We start from the raw sequence: 21,324 nt of genomic DNA, 5'->3' as shown, positions 1-21,324 counted from the left end.
TTATTTCTCCTTATTATTTTTCACTCCAAGAAGTTTTCTTCTTATAATGTATGTTGCAAAAAATGGAACTGCCATAGAAAAAAACTTTGATATAAGAAAAGAGAAACGATACATATCAAAGCTTAACCACATAGTCGCATCTGCCATCGCAATACCTAAAGCAAATGTAGCTACATAAATCAATAGTGAACTCGACAGATTCTTACTATCGAAAATATACTTCATACAGGTTACACACTGAAATATAAAACCTGATACTATTCCCACATTACAAGCAAGAAGATAGTTCAGGTTAGTCACATCATACAGCAAATAAGATATAGCAAAATCTATAACACTTGCCAAACAGGAAATAATAAAATACTTTCCTATATTTAATTTTAATAGCTTTTTTATCAATATATCAGCCCCATCACTAACTACATTTTATGACAATAAACACTCTTTACAAACAACAAAATTCTGTAAATATCTTTTATTTTATTATAATACCATACTGTATATTTAGTGTCACTAAAATTTCGCCTTAAAAATATGTCAATTTTTGTTATGCACTTAATTAATCCTTTTCTTTTAGTTATGGCAAGATATACAGGCTATTGATATACTTATAATTAACATGGATAAAATTTCACTTTATAGGGGGAGCACCAATGAACAAAATAATTCATATCTGTTTTTCAGAGAGTACAGCAGGATCTATTAAATATGCCTTGTCAAAAAATTTACTTGAAGGAAGTAAGGTTATAAGCTTTTGTGATGATTTATCACATGGACCTATAACTGATATAAAAATGCATAATAGAGTCATATGGTGGAATAAGTTATTACCTAAAGATGAATTTGAGTATATCGAAGATTTAAAGCAATATTACGAGGACTTTTTTAAGCAGATTTCGGAAATAAAGGACGAAACTATTTATATGTGGTATGGTGATAATGCTTGTGAGCTTTGCGGATTAATGTATTCTATTTCATTTCTAGAGCGTAACATAAAAAACTTATACACTATTAATGTATCAAATATTACATACAATAAAGGTCTTAAAAACGAATATAAACCAAGATGCTCGGGAGAAATTGCGCATAAAAAACTTATAGACTTTATAAAATTTAAGACTAAAATTGATGAAGAAACTTTTAACAATATAAAAGAGCTTTGGGATAAATTAAAAGAAGAAAATACACTTTTCAGAATTTGCGAAAATGGGAGAGTTATTAGTGTTTCTGAATACTATCTTGATGAATTTATATTAGGATACACTAACGATAAATTCAGAAAATCCGCTAGAGTTGTTGGAGAATCTCTTGGACACAGCGAGATCTATGTAAGTGATACCTTTATATTCTGGAGAATACTTGAAATGATTCGACTTGGCAAAATAGATTACAAAGGAAACTTTGGAATTATGAGAGAGATGGAAATAAAACAAGCAGAAGGAATATATATTAGAAATTATAACAAACTTGTAAGAGATAATATACCAGAAATAATTAAGGCTGATGGAAAAGAACTGAAATTTAGAAAACTAGAAAATGAGGAATATCTAGAGGCATTAAATGAAAAACTTCAGGAAGAGGTAATGGAGTATTTTTTTAATAACAGCACAGAGGAATTGGTTGATATAATAGAGGTTATTTATGCTATTTTAGAGCATACAAATATAGATATAACGGAATTTGAAAAGATAAGATTACAAAAAAGAATATTAATGGCGGCTTTAAAGAAAAACTATTTTTAGAGACTGTAAGAAAACCATAGGACTGCACCCCTGAGGTATACATTAAACCCAGGGGTGCACTTCTAATAAGCTATCGTGTTGCCATCTACAATTAAAAACCTAAATATAGAAATCCAAATATAAATATATTTAAAATTATCCATACAATGCTTAAGCCTAACATTATAATGCTTATTGTCAAAAGAAACTTATTAGTTTTTACACTGTTATTTACTTTATTATTTACGTAAACTTTTATTCCTACTAATGATATCATAAGTAACAAAATGGACGTTACTATACTTATAGTTATGTTAGTAAAAAAATAATTAGCAATAAAAGCAAAAATAATGACAAATAGATATATAGATCCTAGTTCCTTATTCTTAACCATTACTGTTCCTCCATTTTTATTATATTTCCAGCACTAAGTATACTATAAGTATCCATAATATTTAAATAAAAATTGTAGTATCAAATACTTATAAAATAAACCTATAGTTATGTACATGCATATAGGAACATTTTTTAACTCAAAGAGCTCGAAAGTGTTAAAAAATCAAGTAATAATAGACTACCTCAAATACAATTTTGAGATAGTCTCATCTACTATTGTAAATTATTCAATAAGAGTTTAAGTTTTTCCCTCAAATCTAAAACTTCTTCCATAGACATTCCAGTGCTACAAAATACTTTACCTGGTATTTCTAGAGCCTTATCCTTCATCTTCATTCCTTTTTCAGATAGCTTTACATACACATTTCTTTCGTCTTCTGTATCTCTTATCCTCTTAAGTATTTCCATATGCTCAAGTTTTTTTAGTAAAGGAGTAAGAGTACCGGAATCCAAATGAAGTTTTTTCCCAAGTTCTTTTACAGTTATATTGTCCTCTTCCCAAAGTGCTAAGAGAGTAATATATTGAGTATAGGTTATGCCAAACTTATCTAAGAAAGGCTTGTAAATTTTAGTCACTTCTTTAGCACAAGCATATAAGGCAAAACATAATTGGTTATCTAGTTTTAGTGATTCATAATTCATAATTTAAAATCACCTTATAATAACTTTTCTATTTCAGGAATCATATCTAATGGTTCTGTTGTAGGCTCAAATCTACCAACTATATTACCTTCTCTATCAATTAAAAACTTAGTAAAGTTCCATTTTATAGAGTTACCTATTAAGTATTCAGGAAACTTTTCTTCTAAGAAGCTATTTAATATTTTTCCACTTGGATGATTTAAATCTAGTCCTTTAAAAGGAACTGCTTCGCTTAAATATTTAAATAGTGGGTGTGCCGAAGCACCTCTTACATCTATTTTTTCAAATAGAGGGAATGTTACTCCATAATTTATTTCACAAAACTTCTTAACTTCATTATTATTCCCAGGCTCTTGTTCTGCAAATTGGTTGCAAGGGAATCCTAATATTTCAAGGCCTTTACTGTTATACTTTTCATATATCTTTTCTAAATCTTCATATTGAGGTGTAAATCCGCACTTGCTTGCAGTGTTTGCAATTATTAATACTTTTCCTTTATATTTCTCAAGAGATATTTCTTCACCATCTATTCCTTTTAATTTAAAATCATAAATTGACATATTGTATTCCTCCTTTAAATTTAATTTTATAAAATTAAATTGCATAAAACTAATCTATGTTCTTAATTTATCATGTATCTAAAACTTTGTCAATAATTATTTTCCCCAAATAATTATTTATAAATTCAACTTTAGACAATAAAATAAAGCCACACCAGATGATTCATATCTGTGTGACCTTAATTTTTAGTATCCCAATTGCTCTCCAACAATAATCACTTTTATTCTATCTTTTATGAATTGGCCTGTAATAACTACAAAGTCATTACATATTCGTTGAGGGCTTTTATAGTTGACACAATAACCTAAAGAAACACAGGACAAATAACATGGAAATGTTTGCTATGTTTTTATATTGACATTCAAACTTATGTTTGGTATTCTTTAATAGAACAAACGTTCGTATAAGGAGTGGTAATATGGAAATAATAACAACAGGAAACAAAGCTAAGATTGATTTGATGTGGAAGAACTGCAATGAGACAGGATTAGAACACCTATTTTTGATGAAAGATAATCATTGTATTACAGCAAATTCAATTATTCTAACAATGAGAGAAAATGCTCCGGTTCGTGTTTGGTATAAAGTATATTGTGATTTAGACTGGAAAGTTAACAAATTTGACATTCATATGTTTGATGATAACTATAAAAATATTATATTAGTATCCGATTGCAAAGGAAATTGGGAAACTAGCACAGGTGAATCCGTAGAAGAGCTTAAAGGCTGTATAGATATTGATATCTCAGCTACACCTTTCACTAATACGATTCCTATTAAGCGTTTATCCTTAAAAACAGGAGAATCAAAAGAAATAAAAGTAGTTTATGTTGATGTTTATAATTTCAGCTTAAGACCTGTAAGCCAGCGTTATACTTGCTTGGAAGCAAAAATAGATGGTTATAAATATAGATATGAAAATATAGATAGCGGGTTTATGGCAGAGTTTTGGGTAGATACAGAAGGATTTGTTATAGATTATCCTGATTTGTTTAAAAGAATATATAATATTGAAATCTAAAATTAATTCTGCCATAAAACTAATTTATTTTAAAATTCCATATAACAATATTGTCATTACTTCATTCATGCACTCCTGCATTGTCATATCATTTTTGCTTAAAAATTTATAATCTAGAAATTTATTACTAGTACTTTCCAATAGCAAACTCATGATATGCAGTTGAATATCATCTCTTACATTCCCCTTTTCTATTCCTTCCTTTAGTACTGCTTCTATAAGCTTTAATTTAAAATCTCTTAACTCTTGAATTTTACTCCATTCGTCATAATAAAATTTATATGCTTCATCTAATACGTTAACCGGAAGCTTATATTTATGATAGGAATAGACTATAGAGTTTAACTTATCCACTAGAGAACAGTCTTTTTTTATACATTCAAGAGCACTGTTTTTATCACTTTCTATTATTTCTTTAAAATATTCACTTATTATATCATCTTTACTTTTAAAATACTTATATATAGTTTTTTTACTTACCTTAAGTTCTCCAGCAATTTCATCCATAGTAAACTTTCTTAAACCATATTTCTGTATTTTTTCTGCAGCAACTTTCATTATTATATCTCTCATTTTCCTACCCTCAACTTAAGCTTTATTTTATTCATTTTGACTATTAGTTTTATTTTTTACAGTAAATATTCCCATAATGGATATTAATATTATCAAAAACAACGCGATATTTTCATAGTTATTCCATAAGGCGCCAGTTATAACTGCTCCAATAAAAGAACCTATATATTGAAAACTGTTTATTATCCCATTTGCAGTACCCCTATAACTATCTTCTGCAATATCATTGGCTACAGATGGTATTATTGTCGATAAAGAAATATATCCTATCATAAATAATATACTACCTACCAATATAAAATAAAATGAATTTTTATTAAAGTAAAAGCATATGCCTATAGCATTTATAATAAATGATACTGCAATCAATTTTGAGCTATATCCTGCTTCTACAAATTTAACTGCTTTTCTCATACATATTATAGCAATAATAACTGCTGGCATAAATATTTTCCACATACTATTAATACCTGTAATTTTCTCAAGATATTGGGGTACTGCATAGAATACTGATACCATTATAAAATTATTAAAGAATCCTGCTAGATTAAGTCCTAAAAACACTCTGTTTTTTAACAGTATTCTGATACTATCTTTTATACTAAGTTCTTGTTTCGATATCATACAAGAGTCTGAATCATTAGTCTCCTTTAGAAAAAATAATATGATAATCCATACTAAAAAAATTAAGATTGCACATACTAAAAACATTTGTCGTACTGATAAATATTTATGAATTAAAGGCCCTAAAGCGAAAGAAGCTGCTGCTGCAAAACCAATGACTATTCCTACAATACTTAAAGCCCTTGCTCTTTTCTTATTGTCTACACTGCCGGTAATCCAGGAGTATCCAACTGCAATAACAGCCCCGCTTCCTTGCAAAGCCCTTGAAAATATAAGCATATATATATTTGTAGCTAAAAATGCAATTACTAAACCTATTATTACCTGCATAATTCCAACTAAAAGAACTGATTTATTTCCTATTTTATCACTCCATATACCAAAAGGAATTTGAAAAATAGCTTGTGTCAATCCAAATATACCTAATGCCGTTCCAGCCAAAGTTGGAGTACTATAACTTAAAGTCTTACTATAAGTAGAAATGAATGGCATAACCATAGTCATCGCCATTTGTCTAATTCCTAAAGCTAAACTTATTGTAATTAAAAATAATAGTTCTTTTCGTGAAAATATATTCTTTTTCATCTTACCACCTCACCACGGAAACCATTATGGTGTTTCCAGTTTCCATAGATAAGTATATATCGTGTACTTTACATTGTCAACTTTTTTCATACTGACAAATTTATTATGTCTAAGCTCATATATATACCTATAGAGAAACTAACTAGAAAGTTAACTTATATAGAGAGATAAGTTAACTTTCAATCTAGTACCTCTATATTACTTTGATATTATTTCTATACCATCTTCAGTTACTAAAATTGTATGTTCCCATTGTGCTGAAAGTGACCCATCTTCTGTAAATACTGTCCAGTCATCATCAGCATCTATAAATACTTTATGACTGCCTGCATTTATCATAGGTTCAATAGTAATCACCATGCCTGGTACTAGTATCATTCCCTTTCCTCTATTGCCATAGTGATAAACAAAAGGCTCTTCCTGAAACTTGAGTCCAGTTCCATGTCCTCCAAAATCCCTAACTACTGAATATCCATTAGTTTCTGCATGTTCTTGTATAGCCGCTCCTATATCACCTAGAAATCCCCAAGGTCTAACTGCTTCTATTCCCTTGTATAGACATTCTTTAGTTACCTCGACTAGTTTTCTAGCATCTTCACTTACATTGCCAATTGTAAACATTCTAGATGCATCTGAGTAGTATCCATTAAATATAGTAGATGCATCAATATTTATGATATCTCCACTCTTAAGAATTACATTCTCACTTGGTATACCATGGCACACTTCATCGTTAATTGATGTACAAATGCTCTTTGGAAAACCATTATAATTAAGGGTAGCTGGTATTCCCCCTCTAGCCACTGTGTAATTGTGAGCTAACTCATTAATTTCCTCTGTACTCATACCCTCTCTAATATTGTTACTAATTAAATCTAGAACACCGTTATTAATTTCAGCGCTTTTTCTTATTCCTTCGATTTGCTTCTTATTTTTAATAATATCTCTTGATGGTACTTTATATCCCTGTCGTTTTAATTTCTCTAGCTTTTCGTCAAAATCCAAATGGCACTTTTTATATTTTAGTCCACTTCCACACCAACATTCATCATTTCTATTTAAATTCATTTTATATTCTCCTTAATCTAATTTATTTATAAACCTCTTTCGATAAAGTGCTCTTTAATATCAATATTCAAGCTATTCATTTTTGTTTCCCATTTCAATACAATTAACTAATAAGATATCTTTTATAATTTAGGTTTTAACAAATAATACCTTTTATCTTTACCTTACATTCTATCATTATACTTATAAAAAGTAAAAGTGATACCATTACTGATACCACTTTGCCTGTTATATTGATTACTAGCTTTTTCTTATTCATAAAAAATTATTCTTGATGTAACGTTCAAAACAGTTCTTTATAAGAACTAGTTTTTGATTCTATTCAAACAATTCTTTAACATTTTTTAATTCTTTTCGAATTGAAATACTTTGAGGACAATGACTTTCACATTTACCACACTCTACGCAGCTTGATGCTTTTTCCTTAGGTTCAAGCCAGTTGTAAAATTCTTTTTTACCAAACATGTAGTAATTATTATAAATTTCGAAGCACATAGGGATATTTACACCTGCTGAGCATGGCATACAGTATTCACAAGCTGTACAATTAACTTTCATCTTTCCTTTAATAATATTCTTAACCTGATCAATCGTATCTAATTCCTTCTTGGTCAACGAATTTGCTTTCGTTTCACTTGCTGCTTTTATATTTTCTATAACTTGTTCCATTGTATTCATACCACTTAGAACAACAGATACTTCTGGGTGATTCCATACCCATTTTAAAGCCCATTCTGCTGCTGATCTTTTTTGATTCTCTTCTTTGAAAGCTACTTTAGCTTCCTCTGGAAGATTATTAACAAGCTTTCCTCCTCTGAGAGGCTCCATAATTGCAACTCCTAATCCTTTTCCTGCAGCATACTTTAACCCTTCACTTCCAGCTTGATAATTATCATCTAAATAATTATATTGTATTTGACAAAATGACCAATCATAATAATCCACTATTTCTTTAAACACTTCTAGCTTATCATGGAAAGAAAAACCTGCATGTTTTATTCTCCCGTCCTTTATAGCTTCATCTAAAAACTTGTCAATACCAGCTTCTTTTAATGTATCCCACACTTTACTGTTAAGAGCATGAACTAAATAAAAATCTATTGAATCTGTTTCAAGTCTCTTTAGTTGCTCATTTAAGTATTTATTCATATCTTCCTTTGACTTTATCAACCAACTAGGAAGTTTTGTAGCTATTTTCACTTTTTCTCTATAGCCATCCTTCAATACTTTTGCTACAAAAGGCTCACTTTCTCCGGCTTTATCCATGCCTGTCCCATGATAAGGATAAGCAGTATCTATATAGTTTACTCCTTCATCAATTGCGCTGCGAACTAGCTTTATCGCTTTTTCCTTATCAATTTTAGATGGATCTCCTCCTGGAAGAATGGGTAGTCTCATACATCCAAATCCCAAGATTGAAACCATCTCATTAGTTTTTCCAAATTTTCTATATAACATAATAACCCCTCCATTAGATAAATAGTGAACTCTGTTTATAGCTCATAGTATTAATATTGTTTTATTTTCCAATATATTCATAATATTACACCTTTAAGTATATACAAAGTCAAGAACTTTTTTAATAAGCCTCAAAAAAATAAAAAAAGATGTAGGCCTAACAATTAGCTTACATCCTTTTAATTATTTTTATAATTTTATCCTAATTTATCTCCTTTATTTACTTTTTGATTTGGCTGAACCAGTACAACTCCTTGTTCAGCATATACCCCTAAAACTAAAACCTCTGACATAAAGTCTGCAATCTGTCTTGGCGGAAAGTTAACAACTCCTAGAACCTGTTTACCAATTAGTTCATTAACTTCATAGCATTTAGTAATTTGTGCGCTAGACTTCTTAATTCCTATCTCTGGCCCAAAGTCTAACCAAAGTTTATATGCAGGTTTTCTCGCATTCTCGAAAACTTCTACCTTAATAATTTCCCCTACCCTTATATCTAATTTATTAAAGTCATCAATACTAGGCATTTTATCACTCCTCCACACTATCTATAGATATCATATCTCAATTAATAAGCTAATCACCGAATTGGGATATCTATATCATAAGTTCATTTATTTTATGTCTTTATTTTACCTAATATTTTTAAAAATTACTTTTCATAAATCAAGTTATTATTTATCTGTTTTTTGGTTTTTTGTTCTGTATATTGCTGGTGACATTTTTTCGCATGTCTTAAAGATTCTTGTAAAAGAAGAATGATGATTGTATCCTACTTCATGTGCAATACTTATAATATTTAAATCTGTATTTAAAAGAAGTTCTTTTGCTCTTTGCATTCTCAGTTTTTGTATATATTCAATTGGGGAAATTCCTTTGTTTTTTTTAAACCATTCACTATATAGTAACTAATATTATAGTGTTCTATACTTGCTAATGTATTTAAATTTATATTTTCATTAAAATGTTCATGTATATACTTGATAGAAGAAGGTGTTTTCTCTTTTAAAAGCATTGGATAAAAATAATGAAACAACCTGGTTAACGCTTGATTTTTGTTTTCATTGCTATTTAATTCGCTTAGTATTAAGAATCTTATAGCTTTCCACTTTTCATCCAAAAAACACTCAACGCCTTCTTGAGATATATTAAAATGTTTATCATTAAACATATAGTTAGATATATCTAAAACTAAAAACTCATTACTTTGTTTAGATCTAAACGTATGCATACATTCTGCAGGAACAAGGAACAAGTGTTGTTCATCTAATTCAAAAGCTCGGCAGTCAGTTTGAATATTAAGAACTCCATGAAGTGGTAATATTAGCTGCGCATATACATGGGCATGAGTAGTAGATATATCTTTATATGTTCTACGTTCACAATCAATGCCTTTCAATTAAATCACCACCTTACTTAATCTCACAATCTTGCCAGGGCTTTTTCCCTTGTAACCAACCTTTATATCTCCAATATTCTTTATCTTTATGATCATCTGTATAGCTATTCATAAGGTTTCTAAATATGCTAAACAATGCTTTTGTTTTCAATGGAATATATAGTTTTTTCTATGTTGCCATTCCTTTGACTTCCATGCATTACGAATATTTTCACATTATTCACTTCCTCGCCTAATATAATAATAGATTTTAATTTAAATTACTATACTACTTCAACTTAATTTATATTTAGATCAATTATCCAATATATCAATAAGAGAATGATTATATTTCTTTAAAAGTTTCGCAAATACTTTACATTCTTTATCAGACCAATTCCTTAAAAGCTCTGCCACCTTTTCCAATCGTAACTGCTTGTATTCGTTAAATTCCTTTACACCGAAATCCGTTATTTGAAGTGAGTAAGCTCTTCTATCTACTGTATCAGGTATCCTATATACATATCCTTTTTGTTCTAAAACTGTCGCTTGTCTGCTTATTGTAGAAGTATCCAAATGTAGTTCATCAGCTAGAGTCTTGACTCCAGTAGCTCCATTAGATATTATTTGATGTAACAAGAGATAGGCAGATCTATCAAGATTACCGATTTTTTTATAGGTTGCAATTAGCGATAGGTGGCGAAGTAGCACTGCTAATTCAATTTCAATGGTTTCCAAAGACTGTTCATCCATGTCTTTATTACCTCACTTTATATATCTTATAGCACTTATTTTAACACAAGAATAAGCATTTTAAAATTTATAGCTTCAACGTAAATAGTTTGATAATTTAGAATATTATTGACATTATTATGATAAGTTGTATAATAAAACTATATAGTTGTATTATACAACTTGTTATAAAGAATCAAAAACAAATTGATTTCTTATAACATTATCTTATTTTTAATTATGTTTGATAGGAGAATAATTATGAAAGCTCATGAAATTATGATCACTCAAGTCTATACAGTGAGGGAAAGTGACACAGTGCGAGCTGTCATTAAAAAATTTATTAATCACCGCATTAGTGGACTTCCTGTGGTAAATGAAAAAAATGAAATCATTGCTTATGTAAGCGATGGAGATATCATGCGATATATTGGCAAACATGAAAATTTGGTAGCTGATTTTTTCTATTATGTTGCCGTTATAAAAGGTGATGATGAAGAATTTGAGGATAGAGTACAAAAAATTTTAGATTTAAATATTCTTAGCATCGCACAAAAGAAAGTTATTAAAGTTTCTCAAGATGAAGATATTGAAAGTATTGCTGCTATTTTAGCCAAAAGACATATAAAAAAGCTGCCAGTTGAACATAACGGAGTATTAATTGGAATAATCAGCCGTGGAGATGTCATTAGGCATTGCTTTAAATCTATACTTTAATATAAAAAATAAATGCCCTATTATAAAGGGCATTAACTTAAATTATGCATAACTCTCATTTTTTGCTTAATAACAATACTGATTTTACAGCTTCTCTAATCTCTTCATATCCAGTACATCTGCAAATATTTGATTGAAGCCATTCTTCAATAGTTTCATCATCTGCATTGGGATGAGTGGTTATTAGTCCGTAACAGTTCATTATAAAACCTGGAGTACAATACCCACACTGGAATCCCCATTTATTTATAAAAGCTTTTTGAATAGGATCTTCCTTTAAGCCTTCAATGGTAGTTACTTTATGTCCGACAGCTTCAACAGCTAGCATAATACATGATTTAACAGGTAATCCGTCTAAAAGCACAGTGCATGTACCACAATCACCATTTTCACATCCAGCTTTTGCTCCAGTTAATCCTAACTGTTCTCTAAGCACTCTAAGTAAAGTATCTGCTGGCCTTACAATCAAACTTCTCTTTTCGCCATTAATGTCAAGCTCTATTCTTGCCGCTTCAATATATGATATCATCGCCATTCACCTTCCAACTTTTCCAGAGTATAATTTAGTAAATTTCTGAGTACGAACTTTTTATATTCAGAAGACCCCTGAATATTGCCAAATATAGGTGCAGGTACATGGCTTATTGCCTGTTCTATTCTTTTCTCCCTTGAAATATTTTTATTATTTATATCCTCCTCCATCTTAATAGATCTAAATGGAAAAGCGCAAACTCCGCTAAATGCCATTTGTATATTATTATTTTTTTTAAGTGCAGCCATACTAATTAAAGGATAATCTATTTTTTCCATTTTAGTCCTCTTCACAGATATATAAGGCAATTTGGCATATCTCATGTCTGTTGTCAATTGAAAAAGAAATTCTCCTTTTTCTAGTTGAAGCCTCTGATTAAAAGCCTTATTTATTGAAACTATTCTTTTGCCTTTTTCTCCATAAATAATTACATTGCTATCTGCAATTAAATGACCTAAAATTGCCTCCTTGTATATAATTCTTCCACAAATATTTCCGCCTACAGTTATCGTATTACGTGCTGTATGATCTGCCGGAAAATTTGCTGTCTTGCTTAGAACTGGAATTGATTTATTCTCAGAAATACGAGTAAGTGTAACTGCAGCTCCTATTACCATCTGATTATTTCTTGTTTCAAATACATTACACTCAGGTATTCCTTTAATGTCTATCACTGCCTTTGTAGATATATCATTTCTTCTTGCCATAGTGATTATTTCCGTACCACCTGAATAATATAAAGGGTTCTTATTACTCTCACTGAGCTTTCCATATAGCTTCACAGCCTCATCTAATGAATCAGGTTTATAATATTCAAAATTAATTGGAATCATTATTTGCCCCCCTCTTTAGTTTTCCATATGAACTCAGGAATTAACGGCAGTTGATTAAGAGGTGTTTGCGCCGCATTAGATAGGCTATTTGCAAGCGCTGCTGGCATTCCAATTACACCATATTCTCCAATTCCTCTTGCACCATAGGGTGCATCTATTTGTGGAGTTTCTATAAAATCTACAAGATACTCCGGATTTTCTCCAAACCTCAATATTTTATATGTTCTTAACTGCTTATTTTGAATAATACCTTTATCTGTAAATAAAAATGATTCTCTACTAGCAAAACTCAATCCTAGGTTCATACCACCAGAAATCTGTCCTTTTGCGGCTTCAGCATTAATAACTTTACCTGCATCCACGACGCAAGCTGCCTTTATAATTTTGTAGGTATATTCTTTTTTATCGAACTCTACTTCTACAGCCGCTGCACCAACAGTCCATTCTGGGCCAGGATTACATTTGCCAGTTTCAGGATCTAAAGTTGTTAAATGCTTTAAAACGTAGCTTCCTCTTCCAATAACCTGACCTCCAACTGAATTCCCGTTAGGATAGGTATAACCAAATGCGATTTTATTTATTTCTATTCCCATTTCAGGATTATCTCTTAAAAATACTCTTCCTCCACCAACCTCTAATTCATCTGGCGAACATCTTAAAGCAATAGATCCAATTCTAGATAGTTGATTAATGGCATCCTCAGCCGCTCTCAAAACAGCCCTACCAACCAGCAAAATACTCCTGCTTGCAGCTGTCTTCCAGTGGTCTGGGGCTGTCTGAGTATTAACTTCCATCACTACATGGATTTGATCTACATCCATTTTCATTTTTTCTGCTAGTATCTGTGCTAAAGCTGTTTTAGTTCCCTGCCCTAGTTCAACTGCACCACAAATAAGATTAATGCTTCCATCCGGATTAAATGTAAGAATAGCTCCTCCTCCTGCATTTAAGGCTGTATTTGAATTTTTCCAGAAGCAGCTTATACCTTTAGCTCTCACTTTACCATCCTTAGTTTCAACTAGTTTTCCTTCTTCCCAATGTATTAGTTCAGTCAGCCTTTGTATACACTTTAGTAGATTCCCTAGATTACTCTTATTTAATAAAGTTTGAGTAGGGCTAGTATCTCCTGGTATAATTGCATTTCTTAACCTTAATTCTAAAGGATCCATTCCAAGCTTATTAGCTAGTATATCCATTGTTCTTTCTATTGGAAAGGTGAGCTCTGGATGTCCAAAGCCTCTAAAAGCTGAAGCATAGGGATGATTTGTATATAAGCACAAGGAATCGCACCATACATTTTCGATACTGTAAGGTCCTGTACAGTCTACACCTGCTGCCCTGCTTATAATTACTGCTCTATCCGAGTATGCACCTCCATCAAATAAATAGGTTATTTCTGCTGCAGTGAGTTTACCAGCTTTTGTGCATCCCAGCTTAATTTTTGCATCAAGACCTATATGAACTGGAGATGTAATCAGATCTTCTTCTCTAGTATTAGTAAGTTTAACTTGTCTCCCTCCAGCAGCCTTTGAGCATAAATAGGCAATAAACTCTAGCTGTACAGCTGTTTTACCTCCATAAGCTCCACCTACTAAAGGCACATTAACAATAACCTTGCCAGGATCAACTTTAAAGAAATAACTTATGAGCTTTTTTATGACAAAGGGTGCTTGAGACGCAGAATATATGATAACTTTCCCATCTGGTAATATTTCTGCTCTTACAGACCTTGTTTCCATAGCAGCATGATCAGAAGGTGGAAAAGAAAAGCTTGCCTCAACTGTTACTTCACTTTTAGCCCAGCCCTTTTTAATATCACCTTTTCTTATCTTAGTTCGACTGGCAATGTTTGTATTGGCCTCTGGAAAAGCTTCATCTATAATCATATATTGACCAAGTTTTTCGTGAACCAAGGGCGCATCTTTTCTGATCGCCTCGCGGGGAGAGTTCACCACTGGTAAAGCTTCGTATTCTACTTTTATCAATTGAGCTGCTTTTTCAGCTTCTGCTTCATTATCAGCTACCACTACCGCCACAGGTTCACCATTATATCTCACTTTATCTATAGCAATAGGAGGTCTATCAACAATAGTAGATCCTATAAGCTGAGGAAAATATTGACCCGTCAACACTGCCCTAACTCCAGAAGCTTTTAGTGCATTTACATATTCAATAGACTTTATTTTTGCATGAGCATAAGGACTTGTTACCATCCTAGCATGTAAAAGTCCTGGAATATCATAATCATCAGTATATCTTGCAGCACCTGTTACTTTATCTAAGGACTCTTTCCTTGGCACACTTTTTCCAATCACATTTAAATTATGCATGGACTACTCCTTGGAATAATATTTATTTACTTTTATAATATATTTATTATTATGAGTTATTATGAATTTAACCTTGTTCTTATAAAAAAATAAATGCCCTCCTATAGAGAGCATTTACATTAGTGTTTAGCTAAATCGAAGAAACATAAGCATCACTGGTATAGTAATTATTGATAGAATATGAGTAGCCAAAATACACTTTGATGCTAAATTAGCATTTCCATTATACTTTTCACAAAATAACACTGAAACTGTAGCTGTTGGAATTACCTCTGCTGCTATACAGATATTTTTGATTAAAGGTATTCCATTAAAAAAGCTTATTATGATAAACATTAAAATTGGAGCAACTATAAGCCTAATAAATGAACAGAAATAAACATCCTTATCCATTATAATTTCTTTAAACTCTAAAGAACCGATTTTTTCCCCAATTATCATCATAGATAAAGGCATAGTAATGGCGCCTATGTCTCCAAGTGCTTCTTTCGCTATAAAAGGAATCTTTATAGAAAAGATAAATATAAATAGACCGATTGCTACAGCAATTATATTGGGATTATTTAAATACTTTCTTATATTAATATTTTCTTTTTCATTGGAGAAGAGGCCTTCACCATAGGTCCAAAAGAGTATTTGATAAGGGATTAAAAAAATTGATAAATAAAGAACTCCTATTTTTCCATACAAGCTGTATACTAGAGGCATTCCCATTGCTCCGCTATTAGGAAATATAAACATAAATTTCAATATTTTTTGCTTATCCATGCTATATTTTTTTAAGATAATCTTGCTAAATAATATGATAACAATATGAAACAGGATAGATATAGTAAAAATTCTTATCATATTGTCCAATAGCTCATAGGAAAAATTTACGATAAAAGCTCCTATAACTAACGATGGTAGTGCAATATTAACCAATATTGCTGATAATCCTCTACTTAGTTCATCATTAATTAAGTTCTTTCGTTTTGCTAAAAGACCAACCCCCATTATCAATGATAAAATTCCAACTTGATTTATAACACTAAAATAACTATTCAATTTATGAGCGCCTTTCAAAATATAAACTTATTAAGCTATAAGCTATTTAGATTCATTTAATACTTTTTCGTAACAATAGAATGGTTTTTCTTTTCCTAAAAAACTCATTTCTCCAACAAGTTTGTACCCACATTTTTGAAATAGTCTGTTCATTTTTGAATTTAATGAATAGGTGTCTGTTTTTAAGTATTTTATATTATTTTTTAAAGCTAATTCATCAGCAAATTTCATAAGTTCTGTACCAACTCCATTTTTTCTATAAGCTGGGTTGACAGCCATTCTATGAACAACCATAGCATCATCATTTAATGACCAATTTAATCCATTATATTCAACTGGCTCTACTTTATTAATACATACAAACCCTACTAGTTCGCCTTCTCTTTCTGTCACAAATAGATCGCCTTTCTGAATGTCATTTAGAAAGTCTTTTTCTTGAGGGTAGTTTTCATCCCACTGATAGTTTCCGTAAGAATGCATCTCAACAATAGTTTCCTTTATAATTTCCATAACATTTTTTATATCCGCTATAACTGCTTTTCTCATCATAATAATCACTCCTAAAAATTCTTTATTTCTTTCCAGTTATTTTTAACATCTTCTCCTAAAATATAGATACCAAAATCTTTAGCCTATCATCACCTCTCACAAATAAGGTTGAACTTTCAACTAGATTATATTTATAATAACATAATATAGTTGAATATTCAACTATGTTATTAAAATTATTTTACTAGCACAGCAAATGCTTTTATTCTATCTTTTCTACTAAAATAATCCTATATGTCTTACTTAGTAAATAAATTATCTTCATTTATTTGTAACTAAAAATACCGAAAAATTCACTTCTGAATAATTCGGTATTTTGTAAATTAAATCTTCGAAAATCTAAGCTAGACATGAACTAACTAAATACACGCTGCTACATCTCCTTTTACGTATATATTCTTTTATTTGTAGAAATGAACTATAAATTTTGCAGAGGGAATTAGCAATAACTGCCCTATCAATGTTCCTATTAGCTTTGTTCCTATTAGCATTATAACTAAGGTTTTTACATCCCCATATTCTCTTTTTCCTCTAAATGCTTCATCTGTTATTATTGCTGCTTTAGGATCAATAAAAATAGTTAATAATATGCTTGCAATCCCATTAATCATTCCCGATGATGCTGCTATAGCTAATCTCTTACCCGGAGCATAAATTGATGCATAATACGCAGCTAATACTCCAACTGTATATATACCTGTAATTAATGCATTCAATAATAATAGTTTCTTAGGTATATTTTTGTATCTTAAGTCACTAATCATATTTTTTCGCGGCATTACTGCATTCTTTGCAACACGTTTTATATTAGCTATACTTAAAGATTGCACAACTAAACTAGGTATAGAGCCGGTTTCCTCAAGCTCTGAAACTAACTTTGAGAATACCCTTAAAAATGTAGGTATAAGTGCAATACCTATTAATGTTCCAACTGTTGTTGCTAAAATAACATATCTAACCTCATTAATGGGATTATATTTAATATTTATACTGTCATCAATCATTGTTCCAATTAATGGCCCTTGAAGCATATTAGCTGTTCTTGAAATTAACACTATCAGATTAAATAATGAAAGTGATAATGCAAAGTTCCCACTTTTTACAGAGTTTAATCTAACGGAATAAGCTAAAGTATCAATTATATGAATAATTATTGTTAGAAAAATTAATTTTTCTAACAAACTTACCTCTAAAATCATTTAATTTCTCCTTTGTAATCTATGTCCTCAAATCAGGTATTTTTCTTCAAACATCCATATCTTCAACTGTTACTAATAAGCATACAAATTTCATTCTCCTCCTAATTACTAATTGCTAAGTAAAGTTAAAATCTCATATTAACTATAATTTTAACATAACATTACTTCACACAAAACAAATTAAGCTAAAACTTTAAATTCATAAGAACTAAAATTCTAGCTTTAGTTTTTTGTTATGCGATAATATCAAATTTATTTGAACTGGATTTTATCTCACATCAAAATTTTCTGATTTAAAATTACTATAAAATCGTCCACTATGTGCTGTGAATTTTAAAACACAATAATCAGGATCAGTTACCCCTAAAGGATAGTACATTGTATCACCTTCATGCCAAATCATTTCTTTAGATTCACTATCTTCAAGAACCTCCATAGTACCTTTTAACATAACACCTCTAAAAAAACGTTTATCAAAAAAATACACACTTGCTTTTGACTCTTCTCTGTATTGACTTACTCTCATAGACGAAGTATTGGTAGTAAAATAAATATGCTTAATTCCTTCTCTTTTTCGCGGCTGCAACATGGCTTTCATATTGGGAAATCCTTCACCATCTATAGATCCAATAAAAGAAACACCTGCCTTATCAATTAAATTCCCTATGGTTCTCTCTGCATTTCTCATATTTATCCCCCTTTGTGCATCTACTTATTTTATAAGCTTATATAGAGAAATTAACTAAAAAGTTAACTAATCAATAAAGCCTTTTGCCTTTAGTACATCTTCCATTCCATTTTCCTTCATTAGTTCAATGCCTATATGCTGCATAATTGTAATATCATGTGTCAGTTCTAATGGACATGTGTATTCTTCTCTTATTTTCAATCCATTCACCTCACAAAATGTAACTATTCTTTACTTTAATCTAAAAGCTTTTGAATATTTAAGAAATCCATCATCTATATTTAATTCTATAGCGCCTATTTCATTCAAATATTCAACATAAGACCTTAACATTCTCTCTATGACCGTATATCTATATCTGTTGTTTACATGAATATTGAATTTTTTAATAACAGCCTTAAAAATATCTTCCATTGTCATAGTTCCATCTATAACATCATATACTCTTGCCGCTCTATTTTTATAAAACTCTATATTATCGTTTATAAGTTTTATAATATCATCATACATACCTTTGTGTGCTACTATGTATTTACTGCATTTTAAATCGTAAAGCTTTGTCTTACTTTTTAAATCCTCTCTCAATATATAAGCGTAAGGCATTTTAGCCCCTTCCATAACTTCATAGCTTATGAGAGCATCTCCTAAATATGCAACATCGTCAGGAGTAGTAATGCATATATGGGCAGGGCTGTGTCCCGGAGTATGAAGAATTTTAAATTTAATACCGCACACATATATTTGATCTTGATTCGGCAAGATCTTAATATCTGTTTCACAAACCATATGTCCAAAATGCTCTGTAACCTCAGATAATGTTTGACTGCTGTAATAAAGCTTCAGATTTACTGTAGAACTGCAAACAAAGGCTTCATAGGCTGGCATAGCAATAACACAGTTATATTTTTCCTTTAAATATGTGTTATTTCCTATATGGTCTATATGAGCATGGCTGCATATTATGCCAACTACTTTAAAGTTGTTTATTTTTAAAAGCTCATCTATTCCTTTTCTTTCTCCTTTTGCCCAACCCGAATCCAACATAATAATTTCTTCATCATTAATTTTATAAAAAGGTATATATGTCATTCCAGTATCAATACAAAATGTATTTCCTTTTATCTTTTTTATCTCCATGTATTATCTTTAGTGAGGTGTACTACAAGTACACAAAAACACTAAATGCTCACTTCCTTTCTATATCTAGTGTATATGCTTATACATATAGTCTATTTACTCATCATGTAAATAGACTATATGTAACCTATGCAGCATATGATTTATTGATAATTCGTCATATAAAAATATTTTAAACTTAATTATAGCAATTATTTATAAGGACTTTTAAATGGTTTCTGTTCTGCATAATAGGGTGAAATATTACCGTCTATTTTGGTTAACTCCTTACCATCTGCTGAAAGCCCAATAATTTCAAAGTCTGAACCCTCAAATTTACTCATAAATACAAGCCATATTCTTATGTTGGTAGCATTAATAATTTTTGCTTGCGCTTCAATATTTCTTTTCTTTTCTACAACTTTTACTTGAGCAATGTCTTGATTTCCAATTACTCCAAAGTATATTGGAAGCGAAGTCTTCTCTATGTTAGGAAAGTACTGATGAGATACTCCAAATTTATTTGATACATATTTTATATCTCCTTCAACACCACTATAAATAGTCTTATAACCACCTATACCTTTTTTTACAAAAGCAGTTGATAAACTATCCTCTCCTAAATGACTAAAGAATACTATGCTTCCTTTATCCGTTTTTTCTTCATAGATAATACTTATTGGTTTTGACCCAGGAGTGGTAATTGCTTCTTTTATTGTTTTCGCATCATGATTAAATTTAACCACTAAAAATAATAAAATAATCATTATTGTAAAAACAATAAAAGTCACCTTCTTTTCATAAATTACTCCTTATAATAAATTTAAATATAATTTATAATTTTCTTCTGAATTCATATTTGTTTATAACTCCTCCATTTCAAGTATTTTCTTAGCGGCTCCAATTAACTCATCAGCTGCCATAGAACATAATCCAGCTAAGTCTTCTACATGAAGTTCTTTCGTAGCTGAATAATCATAAAGAATAGCAGCTTCTGCTTCAAATTCGTCATCTGCTAGCCATAAAATAAAGGCCATAGGAACATTAGGTAATATGTTAATTTCTAAGCCTACATCTCCAGAGGTGAATTTTTTTCCGCCTAGTTTAAGACCGGTTTTTAAAAAAAGCTCTCCTTTGTTTCCAAAAAACTTTGCTAATTTATTTATCCCCTGAAGAGCAAAGCCGTCATAAGCATGACCAACTCCCTCCAATTCTCTGAAGGGTACCCATTTGTTTGCTAAATTGCTCTTAGTACATCGATAAAGATAGCTGAGAATTATCGTTTTATCAATTATCTTTCTATTATCACCTTTAGAGAAACTTTCTTGTGCATCATCTTTTAATGTAACAGTTCCCTTTGGATAAGAAATAAAATATTCTCTATTGAAATAAATTAAAGTAAGTTGTTGTTTTTCAGAATCGTAGTAAGCACCACTTCTCCTAGCAATTTCTTCTGGATTATATTTGTGAAATTCTGTACATAAATTTTCATAGCAAAGATTGTAATTATTTATTTTACTTTCCCTCATAAAAATATCCCCCTTATTGTTTAAT

General features: G+C 30.5%; 24 protein-coding genes and 2 pseudogenes. 3 read left to right on the top strand and 23 right to left on the bottom strand.

Annotated elements, in window-relative coordinates:
- On the bottom strand, window positions 1-399 hold the full coding sequence (locus tag RCG18_RS13295) for a GtrA family protein (RefSeq protein ID WP_308041740.1): 399 nt from the start codon (window positions 397-399) through the stop codon (window positions 1-3).
- 254 nt (window positions 400-653) lie between these two features.
- Between RCG18_RS13295 and RCG18_RS13290 the strand changes: the two genes are divergently transcribed.
- Window positions 654-1,742, top strand: a complete 1,089-nt coding sequence (locus RCG18_RS13290) for a DUF3658 domain-containing protein (protein WP_308041739.1) — start codon at window positions 654-656, stop codon at window positions 1,740-1,742.
- A 91-nt stretch (window positions 1,743-1,833) separates the two neighbouring features.
- On the opposite strand, the gene RCG18_RS13285 is transcribed toward RCG18_RS13290, so the two are convergent.
- The 4 genes and pseudogenes from RCG18_RS13285 to RCG18_RS13270 all read right to left on the bottom strand — a co-directional run.
- Window positions 1,834-2,115 carry a hypothetical protein gene (locus tag RCG18_RS13285; protein ID WP_308041738.1) on the bottom strand — a complete coding sequence of 94 codons (282 nt, stop codon included), beginning with the start codon at window positions 2,113-2,115 and terminating at the stop codon, window positions 1,834-1,836.
- A 215-nt stretch (window positions 2,116-2,330) separates the two neighbouring features.
- A complete protein-coding gene (locus RCG18_RS13280) occupies window positions 2,331-2,759 on the bottom strand; it encodes a MarR family transcriptional regulator (RefSeq protein ID WP_308041737.1) in 429 nt (142 codons plus the stop codon).
- Window positions 2,760-2,773: 14 nt separating this feature from the next.
- A complete protein-coding gene (locus tag RCG18_RS13275) occupies window positions 2,774-3,319 on the bottom strand; it encodes a glutathione peroxidase (protein WP_308041736.1) in 546 nt (181 codons plus the stop codon).
- 186 nt (window positions 3,320-3,505) lie between these two features.
- Window positions 3,506-3,637, bottom strand: a pseudogene (locus RCG18_RS13270) (lactate utilization protein); the annotation flags it as partial.
- Between the two features lie 101 nt (window positions 3,638-3,738).
- On the opposite strand from RCG18_RS13270, the gene RCG18_RS13265 reads away from it, so the two are divergent.
- Window positions 3,739-4,341 (top strand): putative glycolipid-binding domain-containing protein, encoded by a 603-nt coding sequence (locus RCG18_RS13265; protein WP_308041735.1) that lies wholly within the window; start codon window positions 3,739-3,741, stop codon window positions 4,339-4,341.
- Between the two features lie 24 nt (window positions 4,342-4,365).
- Here RCG18_RS13265 and RCG18_RS13260 read toward each other — a convergent pair whose 3' ends face one another.
- The 7 genes and pseudogenes from RCG18_RS13260 to RCG18_RS13230 form a co-directional block, all read right to left on the bottom strand.
- The gene (locus RCG18_RS13260) at window positions 4,366-4,914 is read right to left on the bottom strand and encodes a TetR/AcrR family transcriptional regulator (RefSeq protein WP_308041734.1); all 549 of its coding nucleotides are present in this window, start codon (window positions 4,912-4,914) and stop codon (window positions 4,366-4,368) included.
- A gap of 27 nt (window positions 4,915-4,941) precedes the next feature.
- Window positions 4,942-6,123, bottom strand: coding sequence for an MFS transporter (locus tag RCG18_RS13255; RefSeq protein ID WP_308041733.1), 1,182 nt, complete (start codon window positions 6,121-6,123; stop codon window positions 4,942-4,944).
- Between the two features lie 198 nt (window positions 6,124-6,321).
- Entirely contained in the window at window positions 6,322-7,191 is an 870-nt protein-coding gene (locus tag RCG18_RS13250) for a methionyl aminopeptidase (protein WP_308041732.1), read from the bottom strand.
- A 318-nt stretch (window positions 7,192-7,509) separates the two neighbouring features.
- Window positions 7,510-8,649, bottom strand: coding sequence for an aldo/keto reductase (locus RCG18_RS13245; protein WP_308041731.1), 1,140 nt, complete (start codon window positions 8,647-8,649; stop codon window positions 7,510-7,512).
- A 197-nt stretch (window positions 8,650-8,846) separates the two neighbouring features.
- Entirely contained in the window at window positions 8,847-9,176 is a 330-nt protein-coding gene (locus RCG18_RS13240; RefSeq protein WP_308041730.1) for a tRNA-binding protein, read from the bottom strand.
- A 147-nt stretch (window positions 9,177-9,323) separates the two neighbouring features.
- Window positions 9,324-10,048 (bottom strand): annotated as a pseudogene (locus RCG18_RS13235) (AraC family transcriptional regulator).
- Between the two features lie 294 nt (window positions 10,049-10,342).
- On the bottom strand, window positions 10,343-10,780 hold the full coding sequence (locus tag RCG18_RS13230; RefSeq protein ID WP_308041729.1) for a MarR family transcriptional regulator: 438 nt from the start codon (window positions 10,778-10,780) through the stop codon (window positions 10,343-10,345).
- Window positions 10,781-11,020: 240 nt separating this feature from the next.
- Here RCG18_RS13230 and RCG18_RS13225 point away from each other — a divergent pair, with 240 nt between their 5' ends.
- Window positions 11,021-11,476, top strand: coding sequence for a CBS domain-containing protein (locus tag RCG18_RS13225; RefSeq protein ID WP_308041728.1), 456 nt, complete (start codon window positions 11,021-11,023; stop codon window positions 11,474-11,476).
- Window positions 11,477-11,531: 55 nt separating this feature from the next.
- Here RCG18_RS13225 and RCG18_RS13220 read toward each other — a convergent pair whose 3' ends face one another.
- The 11 genes from RCG18_RS13220 to RCG18_RS13170 all read right to left on the bottom strand — a co-directional run bounded on the left by RCG18_RS13220 (window position 11,532) and on the right by RCG18_RS13170 (window position 21,299).
- Window positions 11,532-12,005 (bottom strand): 2Fe-2S iron-sulfur cluster-binding protein, encoded by a 474-nt coding sequence (locus tag RCG18_RS13220; RefSeq protein WP_308041727.1) that lies wholly within the window; start codon window positions 12,003-12,005, stop codon window positions 11,532-11,534.
- A complete protein-coding gene (locus RCG18_RS13215) occupies window positions 12,002-12,841 on the bottom strand; it encodes an FAD binding domain-containing protein (RefSeq protein ID WP_308041726.1) in 840 nt (279 codons plus the stop codon). Before RCG18_RS13215 ends, RCG18_RS13220 begins: the two co-directional genes overlap by 4 nt.
- Entirely contained in the window at window positions 12,841-15,171 is a 2,331-nt protein-coding gene (locus RCG18_RS13210; RefSeq protein ID WP_308041725.1) for a xanthine dehydrogenase family protein molybdopterin-binding subunit, read from the bottom strand. Before RCG18_RS13210 ends, RCG18_RS13215 begins: the two co-directional genes overlap by 1 nt.
- Window positions 15,172-15,297: 126 nt before the next feature.
- The gene (locus RCG18_RS13205) at window positions 15,298-16,218 is read right to left on the bottom strand and encodes an AEC family transporter (RefSeq protein WP_308041724.1); all 921 of its coding nucleotides are present in this window, start codon (window positions 16,216-16,218) and stop codon (window positions 15,298-15,300) included.
- Window positions 16,219-16,260: 42 nt separating this feature from the next.
- Complete coding sequence (locus RCG18_RS13200) at window positions 16,261-16,767, bottom strand: GNAT family N-acetyltransferase (RefSeq protein WP_308041723.1); 507 nt, start codon at window positions 16,765-16,767, stop codon at window positions 16,261-16,263.
- 401 nt (window positions 16,768-17,168) lie between these two features.
- Window positions 17,169-17,966 (bottom strand): lipid II flippase Amj family protein, encoded by a 798-nt coding sequence (locus RCG18_RS13195; RefSeq protein WP_308041722.1) that lies wholly within the window; start codon window positions 17,964-17,966, stop codon window positions 17,169-17,171.
- Window positions 17,967-18,234: 268 nt separating this feature from the next.
- Window positions 18,235-18,654 carry a pyridoxamine 5'-phosphate oxidase family protein gene (locus RCG18_RS13190; protein WP_308041721.1) on the bottom strand — a complete coding sequence of 140 codons (420 nt, stop codon included), beginning with the start codon at window positions 18,652-18,654 and terminating at the stop codon, window positions 18,235-18,237.
- 66 nt (window positions 18,655-18,720) lie between these two features.
- Window positions 18,721-18,855, bottom strand: a complete 135-nt coding sequence (locus RCG18_RS13185; protein ID WP_308042137.1) for a hypothetical protein — start codon at window positions 18,853-18,855, stop codon at window positions 18,721-18,723.
- Window positions 18,856-18,885: 30 nt separating this feature from the next.
- Window positions 18,886-19,791 carry an MBL fold metallo-hydrolase gene (locus RCG18_RS13180; protein ID WP_308041720.1) on the bottom strand — a complete coding sequence of 302 codons (906 nt, stop codon included), beginning with the start codon at window positions 19,789-19,791 and terminating at the stop codon, window positions 18,886-18,888.
- A gap of 191 nt (window positions 19,792-19,982) precedes the next feature.
- Entirely contained in the window at window positions 19,983-20,537 is a 555-nt protein-coding gene (locus tag RCG18_RS13175; RefSeq protein WP_308041719.1) for a hypothetical protein, read from the bottom strand.
- A 96-nt stretch (window positions 20,538-20,633) separates the two neighbouring features.
- Complete coding sequence (locus RCG18_RS13170; protein WP_308041718.1) at window positions 20,634-21,299, bottom strand: DUF3786 domain-containing protein; 666 nt, start codon at window positions 21,297-21,299, stop codon at window positions 20,634-20,636.
- Window positions 21,300-21,324 lie beyond the last annotated feature (25 nt).

The organism is Clostridium sp. OS1-26 (assembly GCF_030915445.1).
GTDB lineage: Bacteria > Bacillota > Clostridia > Clostridiales > Clostridiaceae > Clostridium_AM.
This window is presented reverse-complemented; position numbering and strand designations above follow the sequence as displayed.

Excerpts from the sequence above, each read along its gene's own strand:
- RCG18_RS13240 (WP_308041730.1), bottom strand. The coding sequence starts at position 9,176 with ATGCCTAGTATTGATGACTTTAATAAATTAGATATAAGGGTAGGGGAA.
- RCG18_RS13180 (WP_308041720.1), bottom strand. The coding sequence starts at position 19,791 with ATGGAGATAAAAAAGATAAAAGGAAATACATTTTGTATTGATACTGGA.
- RCG18_RS13260 (WP_308041734.1), bottom strand. The coding sequence starts at position 4,914 with ATGAGAGATATAATAATGAAAGTTGCTGCAGAAAAAATACAGAAATAT.
- RCG18_RS13245 (WP_308041731.1), bottom strand. The coding sequence starts at position 8,649 with ATGTTATATAGAAAATTTGGAAAAACTAATGAGATGGTTTCAATCTTG.
- RCG18_RS13275 (WP_308041736.1), bottom strand. The coding sequence starts at position 3,319 with ATGTCAATTTATGATTTTAAATTAAAAGGAATAGATGGTGAAGAAATA.
- RCG18_RS13290 (WP_308041739.1), top strand. The coding sequence starts at position 654 with ATGAACAAAATAATTCATATCTGTTTTTCAGAGAGTACAGCAGGATCT.
- RCG18_RS13210 (WP_308041725.1), bottom strand. The coding sequence starts at position 15,171 with ATGCATAATTTAAATGTGATTGGAAAAAGTGTGCCAAGGAAAGAGTCC.
- RCG18_RS13285 (WP_308041738.1), bottom strand. The coding sequence starts at position 2,115 with ATGGTTAAGAATAAGGAACTAGGATCTATATATCTATTTGTCATTATT.
- RCG18_RS13280 (WP_308041737.1), bottom strand. The coding sequence starts at position 2,759 with ATGAATTATGAATCACTAAAACTAGATAACCAATTATGTTTTGCCTTA.
- RCG18_RS13200 (WP_308041723.1), bottom strand. The coding sequence starts at position 16,767 with ATGATGAGAAAAGCAGTTATAGCGGATATAAAAAATGTTATGGAAATT.
- RCG18_RS13225 (WP_308041728.1), top strand. The coding sequence starts at position 11,021 with ATGAAAGCTCATGAAATTATGATCACTCAAGTCTATACAGTGAGGGAA.
- RCG18_RS13230 (WP_308041729.1), bottom strand. The coding sequence starts at position 10,780 with ATGGATGAACAGTCTTTGGAAACCATTGAAATTGAATTAGCAGTGCTA.
- RCG18_RS13195 (WP_308041722.1), bottom strand. The coding sequence starts at position 17,966 with ATGATTTTAGAGGTAAGTTTGTTAGAAAAATTAATTTTTCTAACAATA.
- RCG18_RS13250 (WP_308041732.1), bottom strand. The coding sequence starts at position 7,191 with ATGAATTTAAATAGAAATGATGAATGTTGGTGTGGAAGTGGACTAAAA.
- RCG18_RS13265 (WP_308041735.1), top strand. The coding sequence starts at position 3,739 with ATGGAAATAATAACAACAGGAAACAAAGCTAAGATTGATTTGATGTGG.
- RCG18_RS13215 (WP_308041726.1), bottom strand. The coding sequence starts at position 12,841 with ATGATTCCAATTAATTTTGAATATTATAAACCTGATTCATTAGATGAG.
- RCG18_RS13175 (WP_308041719.1), bottom strand. The coding sequence starts at position 20,537 with ATGATTATTTTATTATTTTTAGTGGTTAAATTTAATCATGATGCGAAA.
- RCG18_RS13170 (WP_308041718.1), bottom strand. The coding sequence starts at position 21,299 with ATGAGGGAAAGTAAAATAAATAATTACAATCTTTGCTATGAAAATTTA.
- RCG18_RS13220 (WP_308041727.1), bottom strand. The coding sequence starts at position 12,005 with ATGATATCATATATTGAAGCGGCAAGAATAGAGCTTGACATTAATGGC.
- RCG18_RS13190 (WP_308041721.1), bottom strand. The coding sequence starts at position 18,654 with ATGAGAAATGCAGAGAGAACCATAGGGAATTTAATTGATAAGGCAGGT.
- RCG18_RS13255 (WP_308041733.1), bottom strand. The coding sequence starts at position 6,123 with ATGAAAAAGAATATATTTTCACGAAAAGAACTATTATTTTTAATTACA.